This window comes from Limnobacter sp. UBA3528 (assembly GCF_002377005.1).
Lineage (GTDB): Bacteria > Pseudomonadota > Gammaproteobacteria > Burkholderiales > Burkholderiaceae_B > Limnobacter.
On the sequence record NZ_DFOZ01000032.1, the window covers coordinates 1,623 to 2,076 of the forward strand.

The 454-nt window shown below is 59.9% G+C and carries 1 pseudogene; it reads left to right on the top strand.

The window, feature by feature from the left end:
• A pseudogene (locus tag B4N58_RS09810) lies at positions 1 to 454 on the top strand (hypothetical protein); the annotation flags it as partial.

Below are 454 nucleotides of genomic sequence, written 5' to 3' on the forward strand. Positions count from 1 at the left end.
TGAAGACGGTATCATCACTGGCGCTGCTGCACTGGACGGCCTGCTGGCCGGCGGTATCCCAGGTGCACCTGCAATCCCAGGTCTGCCTGGTGGTGACGAAGGCGAGCCAGGCGAAGGCCCAACCGGAACACCTCTGGACGCAGTATTGGCTCCATTGGCTGGTTTGGCTGAAGGTGGTTTGCCAGAACTTCCTGGTCTGCCTGGCGGTGACGAAGGTGAGCCAGGCGAGGGCCCAACCGGAACACCTCTGGATGCAGTATTGGCTCCATTGGCGGACTTGGCTGGCGGCGGTTTGCCAGAACTCCCAGGCTTGCCTGGCGGTGACACCGGTGGTGAAACACCAGCACCTAACCCAACAGCTGGCCCAATCGAAAGCGCGGCCCAGCAGTTTGTGGATGTGGCTCCAATCGAAATGATCCCAGCAATTGGTCAACCAATTGAAGACGGTATCATC